Origin of the sequence: Leptospira terpstrae serovar Hualin str. LT 11-33 = ATCC 700639, from assembly GCF_000332495.1 — a bacterium.
GTDB classification, from domain to species: Bacteria; Spirochaetota; Leptospiria; order Leptospirales; family Leptospiraceae; genus Leptospira_A; species Leptospira_A terpstrae.
In genome coordinates this window covers 1-19,912 of the sequence record NZ_AOGW02000010.1, presented here as the reverse complement: position 1 = coordinate 19,912, position 19,912 = coordinate 1, and the positions used below count along the sequence as shown (strand labels likewise).

The 19,912-nt window shown below is 34.8% G+C and carries 20 protein-coding genes; 19 read left to right on the top strand and 1 reads right to left on the bottom strand.

Going from position 1 to position 19,912, the window contains the following annotated elements; translation table 11 throughout:
* Nucleotide 1 precedes the first annotated feature (1 nt).
* Nucleotides 2-1,288, top strand: coding sequence for a hypothetical protein (locus tag LEP1GSC203_RS08490; RefSeq protein WP_002974138.1), 1,287 nt, complete (start codon nt 2-4; stop codon nt 1,286-1,288).
* On the opposite strand, the gene LEP1GSC203_RS08485 is transcribed toward LEP1GSC203_RS08490, so the two are convergent.
* Nucleotides 1,276-1,839, bottom strand: a complete 564-nt coding sequence (locus tag LEP1GSC203_RS08485; RefSeq protein ID WP_002974286.1) for a hypothetical protein — start codon at nt 1,837-1,839, stop codon at nt 1,276-1,278. The genes LEP1GSC203_RS08490 and LEP1GSC203_RS08485 overlap by 13 nt on opposite strands.
* A 425-nt stretch (nt 1,840-2,264) precedes the next feature.
* On the opposite strand from LEP1GSC203_RS08485, the gene LEP1GSC203_RS08475 reads away from it, so the two are divergent.
* From LEP1GSC203_RS08475 to LEP1GSC203_RS19975, 18 genes are all read left to right on the top strand, one after another.
* Nucleotides 2,265-2,642: a hypothetical protein gene (locus LEP1GSC203_RS08475; protein ID WP_002973968.1), complete on the top strand. Its 378-nt coding sequence runs from the start codon at nt 2,265-2,267 to the stop codon at nt 2,640-2,642.
* Between the two features lie 348 nt (nt 2,643-2,990).
* Nucleotides 2,991-3,596: a hypothetical protein gene (locus LEP1GSC203_RS08465; RefSeq protein ID WP_002974033.1), complete on the top strand. Its 606-nt coding sequence runs from the start codon at nt 2,991-2,993 to the stop codon at nt 3,594-3,596.
* Between the two features lies 1 nt (nt 3,597).
* Nucleotides 3,598-3,855, top strand: coding sequence for a hypothetical protein (locus tag LEP1GSC203_RS08460; protein ID WP_002973683.1), 258 nt, complete (start codon nt 3,598-3,600; stop codon nt 3,853-3,855).
* Nucleotides 3,856-3,874: 19 nt separating this feature from the next.
* Nucleotides 3,875-6,172, top strand: coding sequence for a DNA polymerase domain-containing protein (locus LEP1GSC203_RS08455; RefSeq protein WP_002974319.1), 2,298 nt, complete (start codon nt 3,875-3,877; stop codon nt 6,170-6,172).
* 496 nt (nt 6,173-6,668) lie between these two features.
* The gene (locus tag LEP1GSC203_RS08450; protein WP_002973942.1) at nt 6,669-7,292 is read left to right on the top strand and encodes a hypothetical protein; all 624 of its coding nucleotides are present in this window, start codon (nt 6,669-6,671) and stop codon (nt 7,290-7,292) included.
* The gene (locus LEP1GSC203_RS08445; RefSeq protein WP_002974103.1) at nt 7,289-8,284 is read left to right on the top strand and encodes a Kiwa anti-phage protein KwaB-like domain-containing protein; all 996 of its coding nucleotides are present in this window, start codon (nt 7,289-7,291) and stop codon (nt 8,282-8,284) included. Before LEP1GSC203_RS08450 ends, LEP1GSC203_RS08445 begins: the two co-directional genes overlap by 4 nt.
* 220 nt (nt 8,285-8,504) lie before the next feature.
* A complete protein-coding gene (locus tag LEP1GSC203_RS08440; RefSeq protein WP_002974195.1) occupies nt 8,505-9,161 on the top strand; it encodes a DUF4145 domain-containing protein in 657 nt (218 codons plus the stop codon).
* Nucleotides 9,162-9,354: 193 nt separating this feature from the next.
* On the top strand, nt 9,355-10,371 hold the full coding sequence (locus LEP1GSC203_RS08435) for a hypothetical protein (protein ID WP_156808582.1): 1,017 nt from the start codon (nt 9,355-9,357) through the stop codon (nt 10,369-10,371).
* 194 nt (nt 10,372-10,565) lie between these two features.
* On the top strand, nt 10,566-11,615 hold the full coding sequence (locus LEP1GSC203_RS08425; protein ID WP_002974222.1) for a hypothetical protein: 1,050 nt from the start codon (nt 10,566-10,568) through the stop codon (nt 11,613-11,615).
* Nucleotides 11,616-11,829: 214 nt separating this feature from the next.
* Complete coding sequence (locus LEP1GSC203_RS08420; protein WP_002974365.1) at nt 11,830-12,732, top strand: GDSL-type esterase/lipase family protein; 903 nt, start codon at nt 11,830-11,832, stop codon at nt 12,730-12,732.
* A 223-nt stretch (nt 12,733-12,955) separates the two neighbouring features.
* Nucleotides 12,956-13,690: a hypothetical protein gene (locus LEP1GSC203_RS08415; protein ID WP_002973626.1), complete on the top strand. Its 735-nt coding sequence runs from the start codon at nt 12,956-12,958 to the stop codon at nt 13,688-13,690.
* 225 nt (nt 13,691-13,915) lie between these two features.
* Complete coding sequence (locus tag LEP1GSC203_RS08410) at nt 13,916-14,869, top strand: GDSL-type esterase/lipase family protein (protein WP_002973799.1); 954 nt, start codon at nt 13,916-13,918, stop codon at nt 14,867-14,869.
* Nucleotides 14,870-15,102: 233 nt separating this feature from the next.
* Nucleotides 15,103-15,366 (top strand): hypothetical protein, encoded by a 264-nt coding sequence (locus LEP1GSC203_RS08405; protein WP_039937623.1) that lies wholly within the window; start codon nt 15,103-15,105, stop codon nt 15,364-15,366.
* Nucleotides 15,359-15,679, top strand: a complete 321-nt coding sequence (locus tag LEP1GSC203_RS08400; protein ID WP_051064154.1) for a hypothetical protein — start codon at nt 15,359-15,361, stop codon at nt 15,677-15,679. The genes LEP1GSC203_RS08405 and LEP1GSC203_RS08400 overlap by 8 nt, the downstream gene beginning before the upstream one ends.
* Nucleotides 15,680-16,901: 1,222 nt before the next feature.
* Nucleotides 16,902-17,726, top strand: coding sequence for a cytochrome c3 family protein (locus LEP1GSC203_RS08390; protein ID WP_002974270.1), 825 nt, complete (start codon nt 16,902-16,904; stop codon nt 17,724-17,726).
* A 215-nt stretch (nt 17,727-17,941) separates the two neighbouring features.
* On the top strand, nt 17,942-18,502 hold the full coding sequence (locus LEP1GSC203_RS08385; protein WP_002974335.1) for a hypothetical protein: 561 nt from the start codon (nt 17,942-17,944) through the stop codon (nt 18,500-18,502).
* 234 nt (nt 18,503-18,736) lie between these two features.
* Nucleotides 18,737-19,525 carry a YARHG domain-containing protein gene (locus tag LEP1GSC203_RS08380; protein ID WP_002974501.1) on the top strand — a complete coding sequence of 263 codons (789 nt, stop codon included), beginning with the start codon at nt 18,737-18,739 and terminating at the stop codon, nt 19,523-19,525.
* A 207-nt stretch (nt 19,526-19,732) separates the two neighbouring features.
* On the top strand, nt 19,733-19,912 hold a 180-nt coding region (locus tag LEP1GSC203_RS19975), incomplete at its 3' end, for a hypothetical protein (RefSeq protein WP_039937619.1).

The following is a 19,912-nucleotide window of genomic DNA, read 5'->3' as shown; positions in this document are numbered from 1 at the left end:
GATGCGCCTATCCTTTTGTTCTCTGGTATTCACTCTACTCTGTATTCAGTGTACAAGTATCGCCAAACGACAGGAATATGAAGACTCCCTCCGCGCCTATAAAAAAGCCAACCTGGAAAAAGCCATCGAGTATCTTCCTACGGAAGAACGGAAAGGTTTTATAGCAGTCCTCGAACGGGCCCATTTAGGATTTCTCAAAGGAGGAACAGACTACAAGCCACTGGAAAGGATCGCAGAAGAAAGTAAAGAACGCCTTCGTTTCAGCGCCACTCGTTCCCTAAAATCCTTTTTCTATATGGAAACCGAAGAAGGATACTACGCATCTGAAGCTGAAATCATCTACCTACACATCTTACTTGGTTTGTATTACGTAAGAGTGGGCGATTATGATAAAGGAAAAATCCAAGCTCGGTATGCGGGAAACTTACTCAGTGGAGAATGGAGTGCCGAAGGCCAATTTGACGACCCCACCTTACGCCTATTACTCGCCTCTCTTTGGCTTTCTACAGGTTCTGTAGATGAAGCAAAAGTAGACTTTCGAAAAGCAAGCCAACTTAAACCCCAATCCGCAGCCCTAAGAGCCATGGCCAATGAAAAGTATACCCAAGAAGGAGAATTCATTCTAATTTTTGGTGGTCCAGGGGCGGAACCAGAAATGGATCCTTCGGCTCATTTAAATTTCATCCGGGGTTTACGAAATCTTAAATTTCGGCAAACAGGCAAACAATCCCAACTAACACTCACAGATGGCCAAGGAAAAACAGCACTTGTATTAGAAAAAGACACTTTGGGTTGGTATGAACGTCACCTCATCCGTGACAATGAAATTTCGGAACTCATCCAAGATTCCAAATACTTTCAATTAGTTTCTGCCTCCGCCTTAAAAGAAGGAACCAAAGGAACTGTGAAAGTCACGGGTGCGATACTTGCCGGTACCGCCATTGTGGCATTAGGCGCCGGAGTTGTGTATGGAGGTGTGGAAATTCAGTCCAGTGAACTATCTGCACTTGGTGTTGGTATTATGATTTATGGTTTTCAACTTGGTGCAAAATGGATTGAAACATCTTATGATGATGCCAGAAGAAATATTCGTAAAGACCTAGACATTTCCGATGAATACCGATATGTTCGATTTTTTCCCGAATATGTTTGGATGGGAAAATCAAAATTGACTCTGAATGATCCCAAACTCACAATGAATCCAGAATCCTTACCATATACGTTAAGCCCGGCCATGGGAAAGGTCAAAGTTCGATTTGGTTTTTTCCCAGACAATCAAAGACCATAACCTTCCACTCGGCTTGTTTTTAAAAAACCATTTTGTTCTGACCAAACAATTTGGTTTGTTTCCAAACTCACTAAAAAAAGAGTCACTGTGATGTATTGGATACCAGACCCCGCTTCATAATTGACCACTTCATTGATCTCTCCCTTAATTTTATGAGAGGGTGACTTAAACTTACCTACCGCCAAACGAGAATCAGTCGACACCATTCCAGTTTTCCCAAAGGCAATTTCTGTGGTCGCCTCTTCGCGAAGGGAGGTATCTACAAATGGCACTTTATCTTTTGTCAGTTGATTTAAAATTTCATTGGTAATGAGTTTTGTATCGATATGTTCCGATGTGGAATTTTGCAGTGACTTCCATTCCAAATATCCTGTCCTCAAATCTGACTTATAGTATGCTGATAAAGAATGGCTCATGTTTCGGACCGTTTCTTTGACTTCCAAAACTCCCCATTGTTTGGTGGCCTTGGCTTTCTCTGTGTTTTGATAGGATACCGAAGAGCAACTAACAAATGCAGACGACAAAAAGATAGAGAGAAATAAAATGCGCATTGTGGAGAGTTTGGTGGGGGTTCGTGAGTTTGGCAAGAAAGAATGTGTGGGTAGTGTACTCCCCGCCCGATTCAGGGTGGGGAACTAGACCCGCCACCCAATGGCTTTCCTTTACCACGAACCAGGAAATCTTTCTACTCCAATCCGAATCTTCAGATTTTTTTTATGAAAATGTTCATACTTTGGCAGCGTTTTTATTTTCTTTTGGCGCCTCCGATTCGTTAGACGACGATACTCTTTTTCCATACGGACCGGGCTACTTTCGGGGTCCGCATTCGCTCCCGTCCTTTGTCGGTTCCCTCCAAAGGACCAAGCCCTTCGTATCCCTGGCGCAGGGGAGCGTTGTAATTTCAGAATTTGTCTTCCTTGGGTCTAAATATTGTCTTGAAACTTTCCCTTTTCTCTCCAAACTTCTGGATTAACTTATGGGTAAATTTTTAATTCGATTCAGCTTTTTTATCATCCTCCTCGCCGTTTTGTTTGCGGGTTACACTTGGCTCACACTCCAATGGAGTTACTCAGAAGGAGACCGTGCAGGATACATCCAAAAACTTTCCAAAAAAGGTTGGATTTGCAAAACTTGGGAAGGGGAAATGGCCCTTGTTACCATGCCAGGTACTATGACCGAAAAATTCTTTTTCAGCATTCGAGACGAAGCCATTGCAGAACAATTGAACGGATCCATTGGCAAACGAGTGGTTCTGGAATACGAAGAACATGTAGGAGTTCCTTTTAGCTGTTTTGCCGAAACTAGCTACTTTGTAACTGGTGTCAAAACCGTTCAAGAAGTCCCACCGCTATAAGTTTCGCTTCAACTTACCTAGATATTACTTTGGAATGTCTAGGTAGGCAAGGGAGTTGATTCAGTTTTAGTCGACCCTTCTCTTTGCCTTACAGCAAATTACTTTTCATGTTTGCTTTTCTGCCTTTAGATACCCTCCAAATTTCCTTTTTCTCATGGTTCTCGCTCACTTCAATACGTGCCATTCGTACAAACTCGCTTACATTTTTTTTCGATCTCCCCCTTACACTTTATACCCGCCTTTCTACTTGGCAAAAAGGTAAGTGACTTTCTTTTTCCAGTCTCTGAAAAAGGAAGTTTCCTTTCGAATTTCACTTTACATATTTTTACTATACATATAATTAGTATCATGATTCTTGCGGAACAATCCCAAATATCCACCAATGTCTACGAACCCATCCAGAATTGGAACCAGAGAGACCTTGGGGTTCTCACCGGAGAAAGAGGGATGTATCGGCTCGCTCATTTTTGGCAATATGCCATGGTTTGTTCGGGATTTCAGGTTTTTAATTTGGATTGTGCCATTCGTTTTAATCCCTTCACCATCGCAGAAGAAACACGAAAACAGAATTTAGCGCCAGAACCATTTTTAGAAAAAATTCGAATCCAAAGAGCATTCACCCCCTATCAAATCTTAGATGCACTCAAAAACATTCTTACCATAAAAGAAGAAAATACCATCTACTTTCTATTAGCTCCTTGTAAACAATTTTTAGATGGTGACGTCAAAGATGAGGAAGGTTTGTTTTTATTAAACTTGATGTTAGGTGTCATTGAAAAATTTCCCAGTGAGAATGTTCCTCTACTCATCATTGAATCTTGGACCTATTCACATAAAAACTTTCAAATCTTTTTTCCAAAACTACTACGTGTCACACAAAATCTCTGGGAACTAAAGATGGACAAAGGTCTCTCTCGCATTCGCACAAGAAAAACTTCTATCGCAGGACTTTAACATGGGAAGAACCATTGCACCCTATTCTCGCCAAATGTTACAAATCGAAGAAAACCTATCAGACTTTCGAAGATCTCTTCGCAAGTCCGACCAAGAGGTCTTCGATGATCTAATCCGGACTGCCAAATTACAAGTGCAAGCTGGTGTGATGGCATCCCTGCCATATCCCATCGACTCCATGATACTTTCTATGCTCATAGAAACAAAAAAAGAAATGAACGAATTAAAGAAAAGTCTACAAAAGATGTCAGTTAAGTAAATCCAATCATCCAAATGTTATGGAAACATTCCAAGGTTACTTGTTTGATATCTACCACTCAGAACAAAAAATCTATCTATGGATAAAATCCGACTCGGGAGAGCTCCGATTATTTTTTGATGAATTTTATCCCACAATTTATGTAAACGCATCACCAAACATTCTAGGAAAACTAGTGAAACGATTCTATGAACTAGATGCACTAATAGAAATACCAACCTTCACCGAAAAACGCCTATTCTATGAAAACAAAACGATCTCTGTTCTTAAGTTAGTCATTTCCAAACCACAACTCCTACCAAAAATCACAAACAAACTCTTTCACTTATATGGAAAATATGATATCTACCATTCAGACATAGAAATTACCACAGGATATATGGTCGAAAAGGATATTTATCCCCTTGCCTACATAGAAGTGAATTATGAAACAACAAAAAACAGCCTCAACCGAATCAGAGCGATTCGCTCTTTAACAAATATCGAAGAAATGGATTACAAAATTCCAGACTTAAGTAAGGTATCACTCTATTTAGAAAAAAGTCATAGAATCCCCTTTGTAAACAATTCCCTTGTGGTGGAAACAAAATCCGAGTTGTATACAATCCCAACTGGTGATTCCAGCCAACTCATCCACCAACTAAATGCAATATTCAAAAAACATGATCCTGATATTGTACTCACCAGTTATGGTGACCAAGTTATATTTCCCTATATTTTTAAGGCATCACAGGAGAGCCATATCCCAACAGAATTCGATAGGGACAAAACAAGCTCAATACGACGTTCCATACAAACGAAGGGTACTAGTTTCAATACTTACGGGACGATAGTCTACAGGGCACCCTCCTATCCTCTATTCGGTCGATGGCATATAGATTCCAGAAATGGTTTTGTTTACAAAGAAGCGGATCTAATGGGGATTATAGAACTCTCCCGAATTTCTCGATTGCCCATTCAAAAAATGGCGCGGGCATCCACAGGAAAAGCTCTTACCTACATCGAAGTAGATGTCGCTCTACGAATGAACTATTTAGTACCTTGGCAAAAAAGTGCTCTAGAAGCTCCAAAGACCGCCTTAGATTTGCTAAATGCAGATAAGGGGGGACTCGTTTTTCAAGCAGATATCAAAAATGGATTTGTATTGGAAAATGTAGCTCAATTAGATTTTTCGCAAATGTATCCCAAGGTGATGGTCTTACACAATATCTCTCCAGAAACAATCAACTGTCTCTGTTGTACAAACGATCCAACTACAGAAACAGTGCCTTCCCTTGGATACCGAATCTGTAACAAAAGAAAGGGGATTGTGTCCGTTGCACTATCTCATATTGTAGAGCGAAGGAATTATTACAAAAAACAATGTAAAGAGACAAATCATCCAGACAAATCTGCAATAGACCAAAAACAATCTAGTTTAAAATGGATGCTCGTCACCTCATTCGGTTATCTGGGTTATCGAAATGCAAAATTTGGAAAACTAGAAAGCCATGAATCAGTCACTGCCTTTGGAAGAGAAAAGCTACTTATCGCCAAAGAAACAGCAGAAAATTACGGATATGATTTAATACACGCAATCACTGATTGTATATTTATACAAAAAAAAGATAAGTCCCCTATCAAAATCGAAGATCTTAAAGAAGTTTGCCAAACAATACTAGCAAAAACAAAAATAGCAATGGAAATCGAAGGTATATTCTCCTGGTTATGTTTTCCTCCTTCCACTACAGATGAAAAAATGCCCGTTGCCAATCGTTACATGGGACGTTTTCTCAATGGAAATTTCAAAGGACGAGGAATTGTCCAACGAAGAAAGGATTTTCCACCATACGTAAAAGCTGCACAAATCAAAATGATTGAATGGATGTGTAAATTCGAAACAATAAAAGAAATGCAATCTCATGAAGAAGAGATCTTGCAAATATTCAAAAAATATGATGTACTACTATCTTCCGGCAATCTTAACTGGAAAGAACTCCTCATACAAAGATCAACATCACAAGACCCAGAAGGCTATAGTGTAGATGCACCTAGTGCAGTTGCAGTCAAAGATTTACTCGAAATGGGTGTAAGGGTTCAAGCAGGAGAAAAAGTCCGATATTTGGTAGTAAACCAAATATCAGAGCAAAAAGGAGAAAGGTATAAAACAGAAGAAAGAATCGAAAGTAAAAACAATCAAAAAACCATAAGATATGACAAAAAATATTACAGAAAACTACTCCTTATATCATTTAAAGAAATTTGGACAGGTTTTGCAAGCTTCGAAGATTTTAACGAATTAATTAGCGACGAACAAAGATTACCCTTTCCAATCTAAAAACAAACTAAAATAAAAAACAATCCATTCATATATTCAATTTTTCTTTTATTGCATTGAAGTCAAAAAAAACAGATAAAATCAAAATAAAAAATACGTGTTATACGATAATTTCCAGGTATTATTCAAAAAACGTTTGCGAAAACCATCACAGAAAAAAGACTCAGATTCGTTTTTAAAACATGGGACTCAGGGGGCGAAGCTATGCCCAATGTTCAAAAAGAAGCAAAGCAATATTATGTCTCATAAAGATAAGTAAAAGCAGAAAATCACCAAAATTCGCATGATAAACGAATAACAAATAAAAAGAAATAATCGGAAATAAGCCCTATTCAAAAAGTCACTCAATAGGCAAAAAAAACGTTTAACCAGAAGTCATTAAAGAAAAAACAATAAACGAATTTCCACAGTAAATACGACCGAAATAGAATATTAAATATAATACAAATACAGTTCGTTATACGCAATTGAGAAAAATATTTAGGGAATATTTACTATGGAAAATCAAACCAAATTAACTAAAAATGCTCGCTTCTCTCTATTTATAGTATCCTACTTTCCATTATTTCTTATTTTAACTATTCGCCAATTATATGATTACTCTATTTATATTCATTGGGCAGGATTAAATTTAGAGGGATTTTTTATTTATTTACAACACTTTGGCGCAATTACGATTTTTTCCGTGTTAACTCTATATGGTTTCACTGGACTTATCTTTCTTTTAAAAAATATGAAAAGACGTGTAACCTTTAGCGGCGATACTGCAATTATTACGGATATAGAAAACAAAAATAACGAATCATTGTCTTATTTATTTACCTACCTATTACCATTTCTTTTTCAAGATCTATCAAATCCAATAAGTCTTTTTTCCCTATTAATTCTACTAATTGTTACCTTTTTTATATATACAAATTCATCAATGTTATTAATAAATCCAACTCTAAGCCTTAAATATACGATCTTTCAGGTTGAATTCAAATATTTAAATTCAAATAAAACCAACAAAGGAATGATAATCTCAGAACAAAGCCATCTTAACGAAGACGATATAATTAAGATTAAACCTATCGGAAGCAGATTATATTATTCAATAATTACAGGAACTAATCAATGAAAAAAGTAAAGGAACTCGATTCTATTATTGATATACTTTCTTCGCAAAATCTTAATGTAACTTTCTACTTTATTCAGAGAAAACCAAAAAAAGGTCTAAAAGAAAAAACAATTGATAAATACGATTATTTTCCGATCAAAGCAGATTTATCCAACGAAATAAATTTATTTTTTAAAGATTCACTACTCGAATCTTTAAAAAATTTATCCAATAACGGGAAATACAATATTATAAATTATCAAATAATTAACGACGATTTAAGTGGTATAATAAGCAAACTAAAAGAAGACAAAAATCTTTCCTTTCATAAGACAATAGAACTCTTAATGAATAAGAAAACAGAACACATGAAATCACTTTCTGATGTAAAAAAAAATTTATGGGCATATGCTATTGAATTTAATGATAATAAAAATTCTTTTCTCTGCTTCAGAAAATCAACATCTTCAAAGATTGCCACTGATGATAAAAATTTAAGAGAAAAGTTATCAAGCTACTGGGACAGCGCTGATGGAGAACTTAAAATTTCTCCAAATGAAACAGTGAGTTTCGACTCAAGGATTGACTGTTTATTCTTTGGAGATACTTATTATATACTTAACAAATCAAATTTCGAAATTCTTGTTGGTATGGAAAATCAATTTCTTGAATTTGCTAAAGAAGTTATTGAAACTTTAACAAATACCGGCTTAATAGAAGGAATCGCTCTCCTTGAAAAGGAAATTAAAGAAAACAAAAATATTCTTAAAACCGTTTCAAATATAGGAAAAAAAGGAACTCAGACTACTTTAGATAGCCATGAAATCACAAAAATGAAACAAGTTCTTCAACAGATGGAACAAAAAGAATTAAAATTATCACCTAGCAATAAAATTGTTTTGGAGAATACTGATGATGTAAATTCTTTTCTAAAATTATTGAATGATTATTATAAACAAGGCCTTGTTACAGGGAAAATATATGGCAGTCACAGCGGTGAAATAATACCATAGCTATTCTCAACTGCGTATAACAGCGGGGAAACGCTGCGCTTCGGCACTTACGGCCTCGCTTGGCCTACGGCACATTCCCTTTCTGTCACTCGTTTGCATCCGCAAACTACGTGCCAGTCCCTAACGTCCCGTTTCCGGGACTCAGGGTCAGGGAACGTCGTCTCCCCTAGTTCGTTATGCGAAATGCTAAAATTAAAATCTAAAACAAAGGAAATTAAAAATGCCAAATCTTACACTAAAACATGGAGCCGGACAATCTAATACCTTCAGCGCAAATAAAATTGTAGATAGCTGTCCGATTTGCAATCGTCATATTGAACCAATTCAAATAATCGGACAAATAAAAAAAGACAATGATATTGAATTAATCTATTTATGTGTAAACTCCGAATGCAAATCTTATTTCATAAGTTATTTTAAGCATAATGGAAAAAGCTATGAATTCTTATATTCTTTACCCAAAACTATAGTTAAGAATGAATTTTCTACAGAAATTACAAAGACATCACCAAATTTTATCGAAATTTATAATCAGGCTTCCGTTGCAGAGCAACAAAATTTATATCATATTGCCGGCGTAGGATTTCGAAAATCGTTAGAATTTTTGATCAAAGATTACCTTATTATTAAATTTCCCGAAGACGAAGAAAAAATAAAAAAAGAGCTTCTTGGTAATTCAATTAGAAATAGAATTTCAGATCAAAATATTAAAGCTTGTGCAGAAAGAGCTGCATGGCTTGGAAATGATGAAACTCATTACACAAAAAAATGGGAAGACAAAGACATAAGTGATTTAAAAATTCTTCTACAATTAACTGTAAAATGGATAGAAGCTGAACTCTTAACAAAAGCATATTTAGAAAATATGAATAATTGAAAATTTAGCACTTCGCATAACTGCCGCTAACCATTTCGCTTCGGGTCTTCGCCCTCGCTCGGCCTCCGGCACATAGGCTTTTGTCACTCCTCTTGCATTCGCAAGCGTCGTGCCAATCCCTAACGCCTCTGCGAGGCTCAGGGCCAGCCTACGTCGGTTAGCTAGTTACGTTATGCGCAAGAATCTTAAAATCATGAATAAGACACCAAAAAATGAATTATTAAGAATAATAAAAAAAATAAAACTTAAAGGAAAGTGCTTATCTATTAACTGTATTAATAAACCGATTAAGTCCCATGCAATTTCACAATCTTTACTTAAACTAATTTCGAAAAATGGGGAAGTAATCGTCTTTGAAAACAATTTCTTCAATGCTAGAAATCCAGAAGGTACAATAAAAGAAAAAAAGCAGGGAATTGCCAAAGCAACCACGTTCCCAGGTTTTTGTAGCTATCACGATAATTATATATTTGAAGAAATTGATAATCTCAATTTTGATCTATCAGGAAAACAGGCTTTTTTGTATTTATTCAGATCATTATCCAAAGCAATAATCCAAAAAGAACAATCTATTACACTTTTAAATGAGGCAAAAAAAATTGCCGAAAGTAACAATCTTAATCTGAAATTAAATAGCTTTGAATTAGGAATTCTAATAGGAATGATGAATTTAACCGAACATAAATTAAATCTTGATAGCTTATTATCAAATAATGATTTTAAAAGTATAAGATTTACTCTATTTCATGTAGAAGGAATGCCAGATATACTATTCTCAGGAGCAACTTTTTTAGACTATGATTTTCAAGGAAATCAAATTCAGAATATTTCGAGAACCGACATTCTATTTGGGCTTCTTGCATTCTCGTCAGTTAAATTAGAGGAAGGTTGGGGAATTCTTTTTGTATGGGACTCTAAAAGTGATTATGCATGTTTAGCTTTTTTTAATTCACTCAAGGAATATACAAAAGAATCGAAAGAAAATGCTAAATTACCCGAAGCTTTGGCAAGATTCATAATAACGAGATGTGATTGCACGGCAATCAATATAGACTTTTGGGAAAAGCTAAACAATACCAAAAAGAAGGACATTCTATCCAACATAAACAATATAGTAAAGTATCCTTCCGTCGAAACAAAAGACAATTTACTATTTGGGATCGAAAACATCTTTAACTTCAAGGTATCAAAAGTATCCGAAAACTACTAATTACCATAAAGATTCCAGCGCATAACAACGGGGAAACGCTTCGCTTCGGCACTTCGGCCTCGCTTGGGCTGCGCCACATTCCTCTCCGTCACGCTTTCTTGCGATCGCAAGAAGCGCGCCGACGCTAACGCCTGCGTTCGCAGGCTCAGCTACGAGGAACGTCGTCTCCCCTAGTTCGTTATGCGTAATTAAAAATGAATTCATTTGAAAAATTTTTAAACAAAAATCGTGAACTTTTTTACCAATATCAAGACTGTAAAATTATTTATCTAGATTTAAACTACTGGATAGATTTCATAAAATTTGAAAACAATCTAGAAGTTAGGAAAGGGATACCTGAACTTTACAAAGTTATACTAGATAATGTCGAAAAAAAGAGAGCCATCACTCTAATTTCAGATATTCATATAAGAGAAAATTTTAAGAAAAAAAAATACAATAAATATAGTAGTTTAATTCAAATATTCCAAAAGCTTTCAAAAAACTTCTGCATTATTCCTATGATTGAGAGAGAACTAAATGAGTTAAAATATGCAGTATTATTTGCTAAAGGAAAATTAATTGATTTTCAAGAGAGAAGGAAGTCAATATATACTAAGCCCATTTTTGCGTACCAAGCAAACTTCCCAAATTTCAACGAATTTGAAAATAAAGAAGAATTAGAGAATTCTTACTTAAATTTTAGCTGGGAAAAAAGTCTTACTGATATATTTCTAAATCCAGAGATGGATCTCGGGAAATTTCAGAATATCGAAGATCATGAAGAAGAAATTTTCAATATTTTGACAACGGGAAAAGCAGAAAACCTAAATGATTCAAATTCATTTGACGAGCTATTAGGAAAAGAAATATTAGGCTCACTTGATTTCTATACCGAATATATTCCTACAGCATTAAGGAATCTTGGACAGAAAGAAGATGATTTAAAATCAGAAGCAATAGCTATCCGTAACTATATTTTTTACATCTTGCATAAAGAAAAAAAATTCAACCTATTTCCGACCGTTTCCATTGGAGCGGGCATCCATAGTCTAATTAGATGGAATAAACAAATGGAATATCAAAAAAGTTTAAGCTTTGATATTCTCCACTCTAAAGTTGCAATACCATATTCGGATATCTTCCTTACAGATGGACACATTTCTAGTTTGATAAATAATAAACAATTAAAAATGATTAATAACTTTAACTGCAAAGTGACTTCCGATCCGGAAATAGCCGTAGAGCTACTATCTCATTTTTAACTACGCATAACAGCGCCTTACCGCTACGCTGCGGGATTTGCTCCGCAAACCCTTGCTCGGGCTAAAGCCACATTGTCCTCCGTCACGTTTCTTGCTTTGCAAGAAAACGCGCCGACGCTAACGCCTCCATCGGAGGCTCAGCTACGGACAACGTCGGTAAGGCTAGTTCGTTATACGACATTCGTCGGAATAAATTTTAATAAAAGAGAAAAATATGAAACAAAATATTAAGAAAATCCTATTTGCCTGTCTACTAGTCATCTATTCCAACTTAACTAGTTTAACTGCACAATCGTTACAGCCCATTCTTATTCGACCTTTCGGTGATTCTATCACTTATGGTGTTGGTTTTTCTGATTGGGGTAATTGTTACGTTTCACAAATTAACCAACAACTTTGTATGCCTCCTGCATTGGCTGGAGGTGGATATAGAGGATGGTTGACTTTACTTGCTACTCAAGGTTTAGGATTATATTTTACTACTGAAGGTTACCAAAGCGGTGGATCCTATAATTTACAATGGATAACTAATACTCAAACTCATGATGGTTATCCAGGTTATCGAACAGACCAGCTAATTCAAATCTCAACCTTCGCTAGTTTTTCCAACTTTACATTATTACATGCTGGTACAAATGACATTCTACAAAATAAATCTTACGAAACCGCTGCAAATAACCTATTTATTATTATTAATAATATTCTAGCAGCAAATACAAATACGACTGTCGTTGTTGCTAAAATAATTCAAATTTCCTCCATTAATCAACAGTTTTCAAATCTAAATTCCCAAATACAATTATACAATAGTCTTATTGATAGTAAATATAACGCTCTACCACCAATTATAAAAGCTAGAGTCAGGGTAGTAAATATGTTTAATCTCTTAAATGATCAAAATGATTACTCACCTGATGGTATTCATCCAAATGCTTTCGGTTATTTCAAAATGGCATGTAATTGGATGGCGGGAATAAATAATTCAAATCCTTCTGGACCATGTACTGGATTAAATTTCGAAAAATTAAAAATACAAATGAATTCTAAAGGTTTTGGTGACAATGATTATAAATCGCCAAAAGATAAAATAGAAAAACTAATAAAAGGTGAACTGTAGCTCCCCTCTCTAACTCCGAACGTCGTATAACAACGGGGAAACGCTTCGCTTCGGCACAAGGCCTCGCTTGGGCTGCGCCACATTCCTCTCCGTCACGCTTTCTTGCGATCGCAAGAAGCGCGCCGACGCTAACGCCTACTACGTAGGCTCAGCTACGAGGAACGTCGTCTCCCCTAGTTCGTTATGCGAAAGCTATATAAATTTAATCAAAAAGGAAAAAAAAATGGAAGAAGAAACTTTAAAAAAAGAAATAAGGAAAGAAATACTTTTAAAATTCAATGAACAATTTGCCATTAATCAAAATACACAGCTGACATCAGTTTATTCATTCTTAGCGATTATTGCACCAGTTCTATTAGGTTTTGGATATGTAACCAATAATTTTGAAAGAACTATAAAGGGAGTAATTTCTATTCAATTTTTGGATTATGCGGCAGTATACTTCATTTCTAACTTAATACTATTAGCCTTTATTAGTTTACTCTCGTCTTACTCTGCAAGTTTCAGAAGAGACCAATTAATAGTATCCAATATAAGAGAATTTTCAAAATTACAAGGATCAACAGCTATACCAAAAATCTTCCCTGAACGTTTTTCTCCGAAAAAAGCACATAATGACGACGAAGTCAAAATACATCAGCTAAACTGGATGCCTAATTATTATGCGGCGCTTGTAAGAATAGTTTTAATAATTGAAATATTTATAAGTTTAGCTTACTCAACTAAATTATTTCAAAATAATTATAGAATAAATATCTGCAATGCTCAATGGGGAGAATCTATAATATCCTTGCTTGGAATTCTATTAATTTTCATGTCGTTCATTATCCCCTCATATTACAATTATTTTTTAGTAACTAAATATTATAACCAAAATATTGACAGCTATGAAAACAAGGATTACACGTTACCATGCTATCTAATACCAATATTTTGGATCATAAAAAAACTGCCATAAAGCATAAATATAGCCTTCGCATAACAGCGAGGAAACGCTGCGCTTCGGCACAAGGCCTCGCTTGGGCTACGCCACATTCCTCTCCGTCACGCTTTCTTGCGATCGCAAGAAGCGCGCCGACGCTAACGCCTGCATTCGCAGGCTCAGCTACGAGGAACGTCGTCTCCCCTAGTTCGTTATCTGAAATGCGACAAATTAAATATTAAAACAAATAAGAAGGCAAAAATGAAACTCAGGAAACTTACTAAATCAATCAAATTTATTTTTTTAACAATTACATTGTTATTTGCTATAAATGTAGAAACTCAAGCTAAAGATACATCAGTTGACCTAACAAAACCAGTTCTTATTCGACCATTCGGAGATTCTATCACCTATGGATTTGGTTTTACTGACTGGGGATACTGTCCAGTATATTCGATCGAACAGTTTATATGCATGCCACCTAATCAAGCTGTTGGTGGATATAGAGTTTGGATGACTGAATTTGCAATAACAAACAAAGCTTTCGTTTTTGCTACAGAAGGCTATCAAAGTGGAGGTTCAAATACTCAACAGTGGATTACTAATACTCAAACTCACGATGGTTATCCTGGATGGAGAAATGACCAACTTATTAAAATTGCTAACTACCCAAGCTTCGCAGATATTACACTAGTCCATTCTGGTACAAACGACATTATACAAGGAAAATCTCCAAATAATGCCGCTATAGATCTCTTTAAAGTTGTAAATTCTCTACTTACAAATAATCCAAAAACACAAATTTTTCTAGCAAAAATAATTCGTATTTCACCTGTTGCTACTACTCAATTACCTAATTATGATACTCTAAGTGCAAATATAAGAGATTACAATCAGCTAATTGATAAATTCTGGATTAATACAGTGCCTTCTTTAAGAGCAAGAATAACTTTAGTTGATATGCATCCTATTCTTGGCCTTCCACAAGATTATTTTGACTACGTCCATCCAAGTGCTTTAGGGTATATGAAAATCTCTTGTACATGGATCAATGCTATCAAAAATCAAAATATAAACCCAAGTGATCCATGCAATGGTATTGAAACTGAAAATATAAAATCAAAAATTCTTCCAACTGAGGAAGATATCAAAAAAATGAAACCGACAAACGATGAGTTAGAAAAGGTTCTAAACGGAAAATATCAATTTAAATAGAATCTGTTTTAAATCCATTTAATGAATGTCGCACTTCAGATAACAGCAGCTAACCACTTCGCTTCGGGACTTCGCCCTTGCTCGGCCTACGGCACATAGGCTTTCTGTCACTCGTTTGCATCCGCAAACTACGTGCCAGTCCCTAACGCCTCTACGAGGCTCAGGGTCAGCCTACGTCGGTTAGCCTAGTTCGTTATCTGCAATGGCTATAATTTAAATTAAAGGAACAAAAATTGAAAAAACTAATCCTACTCTCAACTATATTATTAACTTCATGTCTACCAATGTCAAAAAACATTGGTTATATTGAACTAAGCAATGCTCCTCAAAACAAGGTGAATACAAAAAAATTCAAACATTGCAATGTTTATCCGCAAATAATCCAAAATGCTTTGGTTGATTTTAAACAAACAACAGGTAAAAATAGTTTTAAAAATATAGATTTAGAAATTAGCGGTTTACTACTTATTCCATGCGTTAATATTTATTATGAATAAAGGTCTCTTGCATATGTTGAAAATATATATTCTTCTCTTAACTACTCTTTCTCTAAATTGCATGAGCTGGGGTTCTTACAAAACTATTGACCTTAATCAAAGAATTATAGTCGATGACGATATACCCGTCGAAGGTAGAAGTTGTAGTTTCTTAGGAATACCTTTTTTCCCTGCTATGGATTGGGCAATAGAAGATGCTTTATCAAAAGTACAAAACAAAAAAGGAATTAAAAATGCTGTATTTACAGATGAATTTTTCATTATTGTTAGATGTATCTCTGTAAAAGGTTTTGCCAGTAATTCAGAAAATTAATCAACATGATCTGAATTTATTTTTTCTTTATGGGGAAAATCTTAAATTTATCTAAAAATCTCCGATAAGTTTGAATTGTAATATTTTTCAAAATATTCCTTAGAACTTACAATAACTTTGTTTTATGTATAAATTATATCTCCGAATATTTACAAATAGCCACTGCAGATAACAGCAGCTAACCACTTCGCTTCGGGACTTCGCCCTCGCTCGGCCTACGGCACATAGGCTTTCTGTCACTCGTTTGCATCCGCAAACTACGTGCCAGTCCCTAACGTCCCGTTGGGACTCAGGGTCAGCCTACGTCGGTTAGCCTAGTTCGTTATGCGTAATGGCTTAATATTAAAATGAATATACTAATTGATTTATTGTTAGAGTATATTTTAGAAGGCATAGCCAGAATCATTGGATTTCTTCGTTGGTTATTTTCTGGGATGAAAAAACCTATTAACGATTATATGACTAATGACAATATCAAAATTAACCTTATATTTTTCTTAATCTCAACCGTCTCAATAATTATTCTTGGTTATTGTATCTATTTTTACAAATGAATGAATAATATTACATTTATTATCTTCGAATCTATTTTATGTTGTAAGAATCTAGAAAGATAAATCTTATTATTGAATAGTTCAAAGAGTATTATTTGGTAAATAAAATATTTGTATATAAATTTAAATGTCTAGTATTTTCTAATGAAAATAAAATTCGGAATATCTGCTTTTTTAAAAAAAATTTCGAGAACCAAGCAAATAAACTTTTATTAAATGAATACTTTTAATTCAAAATATCTACTTTTTGCTTTTTTAATGACTTTAAATTGCGAAATAGAAATATCAAAAGAAAAACATGAAAAAAGATGTTATGAATATTCTTTATTGGGTCTTGTCTTATATCAAGATTTTGTAGATCCTGAAACAAATCAAAAACCAAACAATGAAAATCTAATATTTTTTATGCTGCATACAAAACTGGAAAACGACCTTACGGAGGATCGGTTGAAGATTCTATGAAGGAAATTTCAATTTAAAAAGCCACTACGCATAACAGCAGCTAACCACTTCGCTTCGGGACTTCGCCCTCGCTCGGCCTACGGCACATAGGCTTTCTGTCACTCGCTTGCATACGCAAGCTCCGTGCCAGTCCCTAACGCCTCTACGAGGCTCAGGGTCAGCCTACGTCGGTTACCCTAGTTCGTTATGCGACATGAAATAAATCTATGAATGAATTTAACGAATTAATAGACATTTTACGAAAAGTTACGAGAACAAAATTAAATATACCCAAGTCTTTCCTTACTGGTGAAGAATTTGAGGATTTCGCTAGAGAAGTTTTATTTCCAAAGGAAGTTTATGATTTATTACATAAAACTCACAATTACAAACAAAACTCACAAGACTTTGTTGAAGATTCGTTACTACCTGACTTTAAATTTAGAAATCGTGACTTAAATATTGAATTTTACATAGAATGTAAATATCGAGATATCACTAAAATTCAGAATAACATAGATGAATTAACAAAAATCCATGAGTCAAAAAAAAGAACACATGAAGAAGAAATCTTATTAGAAAAAAATATTAATAAAATAGGAACAGTCGAAATTCTTCCCCAAAGCCAATATAACAGATTACTCGAATTAAATATTAAACAAAGAGTATTAATCTGTATAGGGTTATATTACGAAAAGACAAAGAATATTTATCCTTATGTTATTCCAATTGAACACTTGACAACAAACTCAATTCATATATATGACCTTGAAAACTATATTGTACCAAATAACTATACAGTAATACCTGATAGGATTGCTGAATTCTATTTGGATAAGAGCTCAAATTGTATTTCTTGTAAAAAAACAATTGAAAACAGACTTCAGCAGCCGTTATGTAGGGAGTGTCATTTTAATTGGCAAAGGAACAGGGTTTTCAAGTCAGAAATGAATTACTGCCATAGTTGTGGAAAAAAACATAAAAGTTCTGTAGCAAGACCAAACTGCATAGAATGCTATAAAAAGAATATTAATGTCGTCTTTGACATATAAATTTCACGTCGCATAACAGCGGCGAATCGCTGCGCTTCGGCACTTGCGGCCTCGCTTGGGCAGCGCCACATTCCTCTCCGTCACGCTTCTTGCCCTGCAAGAAGACGCGCCGACGCTAACGCCTGCGCTGCAGGCTCAGCTACGAGGAACGTCGATTAGCCTAGTTCGTTATATGCAATCGCAGAAAATTTAATTTAAAAACGGAAAAAATTCGAATGGAAAATATATTAAATATCTATCACGCTATTTTAGAAATTCTTCATAAGGTTAAAGAGACTTTCTACATTTGGTTTCCTGACAATAAGAGAAAACAGATTTGGAGAGGACATAGATTTGAAAAATATATTGTAGATCTTTTTGATTTTAATAATAGCGAATTCAGCTTAATTGATTGGACTTCGGATATTGATTTTGTTGAATTTAATGTTACTGTAGAAAGAAATTTAGATCCAGACTTACTTATCAAACATAATAAATCTAACAAATTATTCGCAATTGAATGCAAATTCAGAAGTTGGATTACTGTAGATAATGGAAAAGAAGGCGTTGAATGGGCTCGTCAAGATCAAATAAACAGATATTTAAAATATGGAAAAGATAATAATATCAATGTCTATGTTGCTCTAGGAATTGGAGATTATCCTGCCTTCCCTCGCGAATTATATTTAATTCCAATTGAAAATGCAAAATATCCTAATCTATACTTATATTCAATTAAAGATTTTAAAAGAAAAGAAAAGGAATTGATAAAATTCGTAAACGGAAGTTTAAAATAAATCTTAATCTTTGAAATACTTTTCACACTCTGCGACTGCATATAACAGCGACTATCCGCTGCGCTTCGGGACTTCGCCCTCGCTTGGTCTGCGACACATAGGCTTCTGGCACTCCCCTTGCCTTCGCAAGTGTCGTGGCCAGTCCCTAACGTCCCGTCGGGACTCAGGGCCAGCCTACGTCGGTTAGTCTAGTTCGTTATGCGACAGTCTCGAAATTTAAATTAAGAAAAAATCATGGAAAATAAAAAATTACATTTAATCATTTCGATAATTTTTACAATCAATTGTTGCTTTTTAAAAAACAAAGTTGAAAAAATCATAGATGTCATTATCGATAACAAAAAAATTTCTAAAGAAGACATTCAGTCTATCGAAAAAATTGATGAGTTGCGTTTGCTACGAAATGCAGTTTTTGCTAGACACGGGAGAACATTTAATGATAAAAAGCTACAAAATTTCTTCGAAAAATATTCTTGGTATAAACCTAAGAAAGATATTAAAATAATCCTTTCAAATACTGATGAAATCATTCTTAATCTAATTCGAAATTCAGAAAGCTCTATTTTAATAAAGCAATTTTTAAATAAGCCGAAAAAGAATAATCTTAAAAATATGGAAATTACCTTAATTGGCGATTGGGACACTCAACCTGTTTCTTCATCTGGATATGTAAATAAGCATACTTTTCTTGAAAATGGATTAGTTCAAATTTATGAAGATGAAATGGACTGTCAAAAAAGACTTCTATCTTCTTTTGGAACTTGGAGAATTGAAAATGATACTTTATTCATAAATCTCTCTAAAAAACTTGTCATCAATGGGGGAAAACTAATCCCTTCGGCAGGATCTTGCGGCTCGGAGTATGAACTTGTAGATGGATATAATGCTTTTGAAGACTTAAATCCTGTTCAAAATATAGAATATAAAATTAAAGAAATAACTTCTTCTCCTTTCGCTGAATCATCAGAAAATAAATCTCTAATTAAAACAGATAAAATTGATTTTTACAGACTACCTAAGTAAACGAGACCGATCGCATAACAGCGCCTTAACGCTTCGCTTCGGCACAAGGCCTCGCTCGGTCTGCGACACATAGGCTTTCTGTCACTCGTTTGCATTCGCAAACTACGTGCCAGTCCCTAACGTCCCGTTACCGGGACTCATGGTCAGCCTACGTCGTTAAGGCTAGTTCGTTATACGTAATGGTGTAAAAATATTTTAAAAGGAAATATGAAAAGAAAATTAATAGTTATTTTAATTCTTATTCTTTTAGCATTTCAAATTAATGCTGAGGATATTAAAATCGAAAACAAACCTAGTTCAAAAACTGAATTCGGTTTTAAGGCCATGAAATTCGACTTCATTCCATACGAATATTCATATTTAAAAATCGTGTGTGCGTCTAAAAAA